Annotated in this window: 11 protein-coding genes; 1 reads left to right on the plus strand and 10 read right to left on the minus strand. The window is 54.6% G+C overall.

The window, feature by feature from the left end:
- Positions 1–89 precede the first annotated feature (89 nt).
- From Q0C48_RS07740 to Q0C48_RS07760, 5 genes are all read right to left on the minus strand, one after another.
- Positions 90–476, minus strand: coding sequence for a cytochrome O ubiquinol oxidase (locus tag Q0C48_RS07740; protein WP_291523122.1), 387 nt, complete (start codon positions 474–476; stop codon positions 90–92).
- Complete coding sequence (locus Q0C48_RS07745) at positions 473–1,111, minus strand: cytochrome c oxidase subunit 3 (protein ID WP_291523124.1); 639 nt, start codon at positions 1,109–1,111, stop codon at positions 473–475. The genes Q0C48_RS07740 and Q0C48_RS07745 overlap by 4 nt, the downstream gene beginning before the upstream one ends.
- Before the next feature lie 74 nt (positions 1,112–1,185).
- Entirely contained in the window at positions 1,186–3,333 is a 2,148-nt protein-coding gene (locus tag Q0C48_RS07750) for a cbb3-type cytochrome c oxidase subunit I (RefSeq protein WP_291523126.1), read from the minus strand.
- A 1-nt stretch (position 3,334) separates the two neighbouring features.
- A complete protein-coding gene (locus Q0C48_RS07755; protein ID WP_291523128.1) occupies positions 3,335–4,306 on the minus strand; it encodes a ubiquinol oxidase subunit II in 972 nt (323 codons plus the stop codon).
- Positions 4,307–4,360: 54 nt separating this feature from the next.
- Entirely contained in the window at positions 4,361–4,918 is a 558-nt protein-coding gene (locus tag Q0C48_RS07760; protein WP_291523130.1) for a hypothetical protein, read from the minus strand.
- A 665-nt stretch (positions 4,919–5,583) separates the two neighbouring features.
- On the opposite strand from Q0C48_RS07760, the gene Q0C48_RS07765 reads away from it, so the two are divergent.
- Positions 5,584–5,805: a hypothetical protein gene (locus Q0C48_RS07765; RefSeq protein WP_291523132.1), complete on the plus strand. Its 222-nt coding sequence runs from the start codon at positions 5,584–5,586 to the stop codon at positions 5,803–5,805.
- A 27-nt stretch (positions 5,806–5,832) separates the two neighbouring features.
- Here Q0C48_RS07765 and Q0C48_RS14695 read toward each other — a convergent pair whose 3' ends face one another.
- The 5 genes from Q0C48_RS14695 to Q0C48_RS07785 all read right to left on the minus strand — a co-directional run bounded on the left by Q0C48_RS14695 (position 5,833) and on the right by Q0C48_RS07785 (position 10,542).
- Complete coding sequence (locus Q0C48_RS14695; protein ID WP_366937032.1) at positions 5,833–6,390, minus strand: DUF4124 domain-containing protein; 558 nt, start codon at positions 6,388–6,390, stop codon at positions 5,833–5,835.
- 1 nt (position 6,391) lies between these two features.
- Positions 6,392–7,099, minus strand: coding sequence for a PspA/IM30 family protein (locus Q0C48_RS07770; protein WP_291523133.1), 708 nt, complete (start codon positions 7,097–7,099; stop codon positions 6,392–6,394).
- Between the two features lie 94 nt (positions 7,100–7,193).
- Positions 7,194–8,459 (minus strand): NRAMP family divalent metal transporter, encoded by a 1,266-nt coding sequence (locus tag Q0C48_RS07775; protein WP_291523135.1) that lies wholly within the window; start codon positions 8,457–8,459, stop codon positions 7,194–7,196.
- A 104-nt stretch (positions 8,460–8,563) separates the two neighbouring features.
- Positions 8,564–9,835, minus strand: a complete 1,272-nt coding sequence (locus Q0C48_RS07780; RefSeq protein WP_291523138.1) for an ATP-binding protein — start codon at positions 9,833–9,835, stop codon at positions 8,564–8,566.
- 2 nt (positions 9,836–9,837) lie between these two features.
- Positions 9,838–10,542 carry a response regulator gene (locus tag Q0C48_RS07785; RefSeq protein ID WP_291523140.1) on the minus strand — a complete coding sequence of 235 codons (705 nt, stop codon included), beginning with the start codon at positions 10,540–10,542 and terminating at the stop codon, positions 9,838–9,840.
- Positions 10,543–10,921 lie beyond the last annotated feature (379 nt).

A 10,921-nucleotide genomic window follows, 5' to 3' on the forward strand; every position in this document is an offset into this window, starting at 1 on the left:
ACCGTCGCCCGGACAGATCGCCGAGGTTGTTGGTGTTTAATCCTTCTTTTAACATTTTGCCAGTCATAGCCGCATACTTCGCCAGTCAACTAATGGGACATGGGAGGCATATGGGCCATACTGGACGTTGCCGGAGGCATAATCATGGTACGCTGATACAACCCATGGAACATCCATGCGGTCAATCCGATGGTAACAACGAATAACGGCAGAAAAAGCACCATCGCCACGGTATGCCACATCTGCGCATGGGATATATCCATGTGCAGAATAAAGTAGCCCTGAATAATTACGACCATACCAGCAAGGATGGACGTCACCAGGACCGTACCGAAAGGCGCCATGATGTGCGTCACAGCCAGCCAAAGACCTGCCGTCATCAGCAGCATAGAAAAAATAAAACCTACCAAATATGCGCGGCCATTAGCCAATTGTACTTCCGGATGATCTAACGGATTTTGCGTATGTTCTGTCATGCCACCATCCCCTGCAAATAAACGAAGGTAAATACAAACACCCAAATCACTGCCTGAAAATGCCAGAATAACCGAAGATTAATCAGGCGATAAATCACGTTAGCACTAAAGCCCTCCCGTGCGATTTGGACCATCATGACCAGCATCCATACTACACCAACGAGAATATGCAGAGCATGATAGATGATAATCGTGAAAAATATAGACAAAAATCCACTAACCTGTGGAAAGATGCCATGCGCAAACATGTTGCCGATATCTACACCAGCTATTACCAAATACACTATACCAAGCAGCATAGCGACAAACATACTGCCAATCACCGCACCGCGGTTTCCATTTTTTAGCGCGACCATAGAATAGCCATAAATCAACACACTGAGAAACAGGGTGATGGTTTCACCATACGCATAGATCGGGTTAATGAACGCAGAAGGCGATGGACCACCTGCCAGATTAACCGCATGACTTAACACACCAAGTGATGCGAACAGTGCCGCATAGACCATGGCGTCGGTCAACATATAAAGCCAGAATCCAAAGGTCCGGGTACCAATCATGTCATGACCGGCATAGTGTCGCGCCCAGAGTGTGGCCTGGGCCGGATCGACTTTTTGTGCTGCAGATGCACTCATTGAATAACTCCTTTTTCAGATATGCTCGAAAGCGGGTTTCCCGACCCAATTAATTAAGGGTCGGGATAAGTCCGTTAACGATCCATTGGGGCCCACGAAGGACTTGTGGAGGTTGTGCTACCGCTGATGCCACCCGTTCCAGACTGAGGGATGGAGTGGGCAATCACCGTGCCTCCCCGTACCCCGGCAGTCGGCATGGTTGCAGACATTTCATCGCGAGCACCACTTTCTACCTGCTCCACCGCGTGTGCAGGGATCGTCATATCGGTATCACGATCAAAGGACCGAATGATGATGAGCGCCACAATGAGTGCGACACACAACAACGCCAGCCACCAGATCCGCCAGATGAGGGCGAAACCCAGGCCCATGAAGAGTATGCCGAGGAATAGCGGAACGCCGGTATTCTTTGGCATATGAATACCCTCATAATCACCCGGATGCAGTTCCGTCAGCCCGTTTTCTTTGCGCCATGTCCACTCATCACGTGCATTGACATTTGGCGTAATAGCAAAGTTGTATGCCGGTACAGGTGAATGCGTCGCCCATTCCAGACTCCGCCCCGTCCCCCAGACATCAGCACCCGCGCGGTTTTTTACACGATCCCGCAGGCTGACATACAGATGGGCGACAAAGAACAGTACGGCAACAACATAAAACACCATACCCAGCAGCATAATATGCAAGTAGGGTGACCATTGCGTATAAGGAATATAGTCCAAACGTCGTGTCATACCACCAAAGCCCAGAAAGAACATGGTAACAAAGGTTATCCCGCTTCCAATGACCATAAACCAGAAGAACCATGTACCCCATTTCTGTTCGAGTTTGAAGCCAAACACTTTGGGGAACCAATACTCAACGGCGCCAAAAATACTAGCCGCAATAGTTAAAACCATCAGATGAAAATGTGCAACAACAAATAAACCGTTGTGCCACATGTAATCGTTGCTGGCGAACGCGTTCATCATACCCGTCATGCCACCAACCAGCAGGAGGAATAGCGCAAGCAATGCCCACAACATGGGTAGCTCGTAACGAACACGCCCACGATACATCGTGAAAATCCAGTTGAATACTTTGACACCGGTAGGAATACCCACCAACATGGTCGTTACACTATAAAAACTATTGACACTGGGTGTTGCAGCCATAGTAAAGAAGTGATGCAGCCAGACACCCCAGGACACGCCACCGATAGCGAATGAGGCAATTACCATAGTCGCATATCCAAACAAAGTCTTTTCGGAGAATGTCGGAATTATTTCCGACATGATGCCGAAAGCTGGAAGAATCAGGAAATACACTTCGGGATGCCCCCAAACCCAAAACAGGTCATTATAAAGCATCAGGTTCCCACCCATACCAGCGGTATAGAAATGGGTGCCCACATAGCGATCTAAGCCGAGCAAAGCCAACGCGACCATCAACACCGGAAAGGAGGTGAGCGCGATGAGGTTGGTGCTGAGGGACGCCCATGTGAATATGGGCAAACGCATCCAGGTCATGCCCGGAGCACGCATTTTTACGATGGTAGCAATCAAGTTGATACTGCCCAATGAAGTACCGATGGCGCTCAACTGAAAGGTCCACATCCAGTAATCTACACCCACCCCAGGGCTGTATGGCAGTTCAAAATAGGGCACAAACCCATACCATCCACCATGGGCAAAGTTGCCCACGAACAAAGAGAGCATCACCAACGCCGCGCCGGCTGTCGTCAACCATAATCCCAGGGCATTCAGATACGGATAAGCCATATCTCTCGCGCCAATCTGTAAGGGCACGATAATGTTCATTAGCCCCACCAACAATGGTGTCGCCGCGAACACTACCATGATCAATCCATGGGCTGTGAAGATCTGCCCCAGATGGAACGGCGTAAGATATCCATGCACCGCGCCCATTTCACCCGGTGAACTAGGGCCTACGGCCATTGCCTGTTGAGTGCGAATCATCAAGGCATCAGCGAATCCTCGCAACAACATGATTAGACCAAGTAAAATATACATGACACCGATTTTTTTGTGATCAACCGTTGTCAACCATTCTCGCCAGAGATATCCCCATTTACCAAAATAGGTCGCCGCCGCCAGCACCACAGCAGCCAGGATGGCCACTACTATAAAAGTCACCATGAGAATCGGAACGTGATAAGGTATTTGCTGAAGCGTGAGACGACCCAGCAGAGGACTCCATGGCCCTTGTAAATGTACTAACATATCAATAGTCTCCTGCTTTTTGTTCGGCGCGCTGTTTTTGCATGTAATTGACCATGTTTTCGGTCATGGCCATGGGTGTCCGCCATACTTTGCCGCGCATGACTTCGCCAATCACATAATCAAACAAACCGGATTGCACGTTACCGAAGGTTTGCTGATCACCACCCACGGCTATGTAAGGTTTTGCAAAGCGATTAAAACCAGCGTAGCTGAGATGCTGGGGCGATTGCTGAGCACTTTTCACCCATTGCGCAAATTGGGCTGCGCTTACCGCTTTCGTTTGGAAATGCATCCATGACAGTCCTGCACCGCTGTAATCGGCAGAAAAACCTATGTAGGTACCTGCCTTGTCAGCCACCAATGCCTGCTTGGTACGCATACCTGGCATAACATCGATCATTCCAACCAACTGGGGAATAAGGAAATCATTCACGACGGAAGTGGACGTCAGGCGGAACTTGACAGGAGTCCCTACCGGAACCACTAACTGGTTTACCGAGGCAATATGTTGTTGTGGATAAATAAACAACCAGCGCCAATCTGTTGCTATCACGTCAACTTCTACGGGATCTCCGCCATCCGCCTTCTGCGCTTTGGCGATAACACCTGGGTTATATGGGTTGACATCATAAATGGCCTTTACTGACAGGTAGGACAAGATACCGACTGTCACTAAAGGAATACCCCATACAATGGCCTCTATGGCATTTGAGTGACTCCACGTTGGATGATAACTTCCTTTACCGCCTTTTCTATATCTCCACATCGCCCATATGGTTAGTAACGTTGTGGGGATAACAATCAACAACATAATCACGACATCAAGAATGAAGTAGTGATAAAATGTACGCGACATCAAACCTTCCGGTTTTAACAGATATAGGCCGCTATCAGAACAGCCTCCCAACGCGAGCAATGCTGGTGGTAGCACCATTTGTGCCCACATTTTGTAGCGTTTATTCTTTATAAACACCTGAACCTCCAATACACACTGTGTAATATATCCGGCCCATCGTCGCCGGTTTCCTTACGCTCCCACCATCTTCCTGCTACTACGGTTATTTGTTTTATCTAACTGGCCTGCATGATCCGTTTTGGTCTGTGCGCTGATCTCGTGGACTGCCGGGGCAGAGACACCCGATTTGTCACTAAAGGCCAATCGGAACTCTGCAACACAAGCTACGCGACGCTTGCGGGATTCACGACCAGGGAAAATCAGGTACTCATCGGGAAAATTGAGCAACTTCTCACGGATGCTGCGCCATTGCTGGGCAATATTGCCCCCTGGCCCGCAGGCACCCGGCCCAGTAGCGAGGAGTGTTTCGCCGGTAAACAAGCGATCGGCCCACCAATAGGTAACCGCACAGGGCATTTGCCCCGGAGTGTGAAGAACCCGGATGGTCTCTTCACCGAAATGTAACGCGTCGTTATCCCGTAAGCGCACATCGACACCTTGGTATTCCGTCGATTCGTGCGCAACCACGCGCGGACCCAAGGGCCTAAGTTTATTCAACGTATCCTCGAGAGCGGGGTCGGGAGAGTGGGTGAGCAGGATGTATTGCACGGTCATTTTGCGTTCTGCCAAAAATGACAGCGCCTGTGCGACGAGATCTGCTGTGGGGTCAATAATCACACCCTGTCTGGTGACGGGATCCCCTAGAACATACGAAAGCGATCGCTTCTTAGCGGCGCACTGCCTAAATAACATTTATAATCACACCTTGCTATGCGGTTATAATGAGACTACGCAATTCATATTCCACAAGCAAGACAGAATATTATAACTAGTTAATATAATGATTCTCATGCAGTACAGACTTGATTTATTTTGTCTAGTTAATGTGTTGATTGGCCTATAAATATTTTCTCAAAGCCCATGCCCTGCCATTTGTGGCACACCTCAAAAAAAGCGTCCGCCATCCCTGGCATGTACTAAAATATTTTTTCCCCAACAATTTGGCCGGGTTAGCAAGGTGATTGTCGCTAAGTAACTTTCTGGGGTTCTCGTATGGATTCCGGCCCGGGCGTGGTCTCAGGGTACCTCACGCAGCTTAGATCTCGCTGGCCAATGCCTTGACGATCATCGTTGCCATAACCATAATCCCCCATGCCTGCCTACTGTTATCCATTAAGCCGTGGATCGCGGGATAGAAACAGTTAGTCCGTTCGTTGTCGAAATTCACTCGACAGCGGCAAACACCTGTTGCGGCTCGAGCGTACATCAATCCTTGAATGGTAGAGGAGCTTGTAATGGGCGTAGAGAATTCGGATGGCAAAGAAATAAGAAACATTGTTCTCGCCATAACTACTGCGCGCACACGCCGGGGGCGTTACTTAAAAGTGGTCACGTTATTCGCTTCTTTTGTTGCCAGCCTGTTGATTCCTATGGGGGTTATTGTGATCTATTTCCTATGGAAACATGGCAATAAGATTATCAATGAAAACCGCGAAAGAGTCGGTCAATTTTCTTGAATAAATAAAAATGTACGGCAATGGCCATTAAGGTATAAGCACGGGCGAAGAGTAGGCGGAAGGCGGTGCTGGGGGTGGCAGCAGCACCATGGACGGCCTCCGTGATGGAGGAGTCGCCTGTCGGCGGTAATGCTGCGGGTGTCTTTCGCGAAATCGGTGCGGGCCATTAGGAAAATAAGATCCGACAAACCCAGGTAGGTAGACATTCTGTGGCGGTGGGGTGCGGGCGGTCTGCAGGCTGTTCTGATAGTTATTAATGGCAGTCAGCAGGTTCAGGCGGGCAATGGCCGCCTGTGCCTCGGATGCCCCTGATGGGGCCTCCTCTTTCGCAGCCGGACCAGACTTCGTTGGCGCAATCGTCGTCGGTGGCGGGGCGGGGGTTATCGGGGGAATGGCTTGAATCTTCTGTGCTCCACGGGGCGGCCGGTCCCCATAGCTCACCGCGCCATTTGGCGAGACCCATCGGTAAATGGGGTCTCCGGTTGCAACCGGGATAGTGGTGAGGCTCCAGACAATAGTGGCTAATATCAACAATGCCCTTCCAACCAGAATCCGATGGATGAGGGCATTCTGGACTTCGGGCATGTCAGTCCTGCTTCGCCGCCAGTTCGGCCTTGAGGCGGGTGAGGTCGTCGTCGACACCGCTGGTGGCGCGGAGTTTGTCCATTTCCCGCTCTGTCTGGGTGCGATGGTCCAAGGGGTCGTTAATGATGCCTGACTCCAGCAGGCCGTCCATGGCCTGGGCCTTGGCCTGCTCGTGCGCAGTGCGGTCCTGCGCCCGGCGCAACGCATCTCCGGCGTCATCCAGGCCGTGACCCAAACCGGTGAGGGATTCGGTGACCTTCACTTGCGCCTGCGCCGCCGCCATCTGGCTTTTCATCACTTCTTTCTGGGTGCGGAACTGCTCAATGCGCTCTTGGAGTGCGTGCTCATAATCCATAAGCTTCTGGGCCTGGGCGGCGACCGTGTCGTGGGCCTCTTGCAGCGCCGTGATTTTCTGCGCTTCGGCCTGCTTTTCCGTCAGCGCACTGCGTGCCAAGTCTTCGCGGTTGGCGTTGAGGGCCATGCGGGCATTCTCTTCCGCCTTGGCGGCCAGCTTTTGCGCCTGCGCGATCTGATTTTCCAGGGATACCCGTTCGGTGACCACGTCGGCAAGGTGGCGCTTGGCCTCTTGCAGGCTGGTCAGCATTTTCTCGTAGGAAAGGTCCAGGGTTTCGGCGGGGTCCTCGGCTCGGCTGAGTAGTTTGTTGACTTTGGCTTCCAGAATATTGGCGGCGTGCTTGAAAATGGACATGCAGGGCTCCTGTAGGGCGCGGTGAAGAACTGTGTGCTTAGATATAGCACAGCCCATCATCTCCGCAACTTTTTGTAAGCTTTCCGCTTTATGCTCACCAACCCGGAATGCTGGTCAACCCTCCATAAACCCCCAACCCGCCCGCCAGAATCACCACAAACAGCACCAGCCAGAGGTAAGGGCCGCGCAAGCGGTGTTCGGCTGGCAGCGCCTTGATGGACAGGGCGACCAGAAAGCCCAGCACCAGGGGCAGGAGTAGTGCATTCATTACTTCGACGCCGATGTCGAGGCTGACGAGATCGGGGATGGTGATCACCGCCGCGGCGCCAGCCACGATGATGGCGGTGTAAATCCCGTAAAACCAGGGCGCATCCTTGGGGTGATGCTCCAGCGAGTGGCGAAAGCCGGTGACTTCTCCCCAACCCCAGGCCCCGGCGAGGGAGGCGACAATGGCGGCAACCATGCCCGCGCCGAGGATGCCTACGGAAAACACGATGCGCCCCCAGGTGTCCCCCAGGTACGGGATAATGGCTTCGGACAGTTGATGCACGGTGTTGAGCGGCGCATTGGGGTTGAGGCGGCCAATGGTGGCGGCCGTCGCGATCAGCACCGCCGCCATGACTGCCTGTGTAACGACCGCGCCAAAGGCCGTGTCCCAACGGGCGTGGCGGTAATGTTCGGGGTGCAGGCCTTTATCGGCGACGGCAGACTGCTGGTAGAACACCATCCACGGCATGATAACGGCGCCGATGTTGGCGGCGACCAGTATCATATAGTCGTCATTGGTGATGGGAGCGTGCAGGAGGCCGTCCAGCATCTCGTGCAGGCTGGGATGGGCGGCCCAGGCAATGCCGAAAAACACCAGCTCGAAAAGACCCATGATCAGGGCGATGCGCTCTACCCGCCGGTAGGAGCCGGTCCAGACGATGAGCAGCAGGGTGGCTGCTGCCAGGGCAACACCCACATAGCGCGGCAGGCCGTAGAGATGGCTGACACCGGCAACTCCGGAGAACTCCGTTAGCAGGGCGCCGGTGGTGGCGACACTGAGACCGGCGACGGAGAGATAAGCCCAGCCTTTCCCGAAGGTTTCGCTAATCAGTTCGCCGTGGCCTTTACCGGTAAAAATGCCCAGACGCACCGTCAGTTCCTGCACGATATAGAGGATAGGCATGAGGATGAATTGCAAGAGCAGCAGCTTGAAGCCCCATTGTGCGCCACTCTGCGCGGCGGTGATGATGCTGCCGACATCAGTATCGGCGAGCATGACCACCAGACCAGGTCCCAGCACCGCCAGGAATATTTCCCAGCGAGAACGATGAGCGGGTGTGCTGGTTTTGCTGGGGGCGGGCGTTGACGACATAGGGAGCATCCGTATTTGTCTTGTTTAAACGCGAATGATTCCCGTTTGTTTGTGCTTTGTCAAGTACATTGCTGTCTGGAAATACCGCTAACCACTATCTGCTGCTAGTCTTTTTTGTCGGGGAATGACAGGTGAGCGGTCAAACCACCCGTTTCGGCGTTGGCGAAGCGGAGGGTGCCGCCATGCCGGGCCATGATATGCTGGCAAATCCGCAGGCCGATGCCGGAACCATGCCCCGACTGGCGCGGTAAGGTGCCGCTGTTCATCGGCCCGATATCCCGTTCCGGCACGCCGGGGCCATGGTCGCGCAGACAGATTTCAGTGCTGGCCGGATGGCGGATGATTTGCATATCCAGGCGTCCACCGCCGTAATGCCGGGCGTTGTCAAAAAGATTACGAAACACTCTTTCCAGCGCCAAAGGGCGGCAGCGCAGAGGCGGTAAGGTGGCAGGTCCGGCAGGATGCTCTATCTGTACCTCCAGGCCGTAGCGTTCCCGGGCCGTCTCGGCCATTTCAGCCACCCAGTCGCGCACCCCCACCTGGATGACCCTTTCCTGGTCTCCGCTGCGCACCAGGGTCAGAAACTTATCGATGGTCTCATCCATTTCGCTAACGTCCACCAGCATGGCCGCTTTTTCGGCCAGCAGATCGTGGTCCTGAAGGTGCAGGGTCAGCAGCAGGCGCGACAGGGGGGTGCGCAGTTCATGGGAAATACCGGTGAGTAGCAGGGTGCGTTCTTCGTGCAGGCGATGCAGATCCTTGGCCATGCTGGTGATGGCCTGCTCCAGATGACGCACCTCCAGGGGGCCGCCAATGGGTTCGAGAGATTCCGGCATATCGCCCCGGCCGATGCGCGGTGCCTCCGCTGCCAGTCGGGCCAGGGGACGGTTGATCTGGCGGACGATGATCCAGGCGCCGAGCAGGGTACAGAGGGCGATGACACCGAGGCGCATAAACATGAAGCTTTGCCCGCCGAAATTCATGGGAGAGACGCGCATACCCAGCCAGGGCTGGCGGTGGTCGCCGCGAATCCACATCCAGGTGGCATGGGCATCGACGGGGCCGACCCGCAGCGCCGCGCCGGGGGCAATCCGGGCCAGATAATGGGCGCTTTGGCGCAAAAAATAGTTGCTGGCGGGCGCGCCCGGCAAATCATGGGGCGACCGCCATTGCAGGGCACCGACTGGTGTGTGATCGGCGTCGGCGGCAATCAGGGCATGGTCAGTCTGCCAGAGAAATTCCGCGAAGCGTTCGGCGGCAGGATTCAGAACATATTGATGAAACAAGACATAGACGGCGCCTTGGGTCCCCAGCAGCAGAACCGCTAGCAGGAGTACGGTCCGCCACAGGGTGCTACGCGGCCAGAAGCTGCGCATGCTCAGGGTTCCGCGACAAACAGGTAGCCATGACCCCAGACCGTGCGGATATGCCGAGGTCGGCCGGGGATGTTGTCGAGCAGGCGGCGCAGGCGGGAAATCTGCATATCCATGCTGCGATCGTCGTTTTCGAGGTGGCGGCCGCGGGTCAGCCACATCAGCTTTTCGCGGGTCAGCGGCTGGCCTTCATGCTGAATGAGCGTCGCCAGGGTCTGGAACTCGGCGCTGGTGAGAGACAAGCTCTGTCCGCCAAGTTGAATTTCTTGCCGGCCCATGTCCACGGTGAATGGGCCGCATTGGAAGGGGGCCGTTAGCGCTTCAGGGCGGGGGGCTGCGGCGCGGGTGCGGCGCAGGATCGCCTGGATGCGGGCCACCAGTTCGCGGGGGTGAAAGGGCTTGGCGAGATAGTCGTCGGCGCCCATCTCCAGGCCCAGGATACGGTCTATTTCATCGCCGCGCGCGGTGAGCATGAGGATGGGGACATCATGATGCTGGCGCAGCCGTCGGCAGATTTGCAGGCCGTCTTCATGGGGCAGTCCGAGATCGAGAACGATCAGATCAACCGGTGTTTCGGCAAGCAGACTGTCGATCTGCCGACCGTCATTGATGCCACGCACCGCAAAGCCAAAACCCTGCAGGTGCGACTCCACCAGGCTGCGCAGGCGCAGGTCATCGTCGACGACCAAAATCTGTTTCTGTGTGTCCATGTGTACACTCTAACCCGTTGTTCTCGGGTGGGCCAAGGCCAAATGTAACAAAGCCTCCCGACCGCCGCCAAAGTGACAGTCTGTTACGTTTTAACAGACCTACAGCAAAGATTGTTACAGGCATTCCCGCTACCATTTTTCCCTGTTGCGACGGCTGCGCAGGGAGTTGCCCTCTCGGTGCTTGCGGATAGCACCGCTTATTCCCGTATATCGACTGAGTGAGGGATTTACATGAAACACGCCAGGTATCCGCACGGCCAGGGGCGGCAGAAAGCGGGGCGTTCAGCTCCGGGTATGGCCCGGCTGGGTATTCTGTTCGGGGTTGTCGCTGCGGCGGGTTGCGCTGTCGGGCCGCAGCTTAGCGCACCTGCCGTGCCGG

It is taken from the genome of Acidithiobacillus sp. (assembly GCF_023255755.1).
In the GTDB taxonomy this organism is placed as follows: domain Bacteria; phylum Pseudomonadota; class Gammaproteobacteria; order Acidithiobacillales; family Acidithiobacillaceae; genus Acidithiobacillus.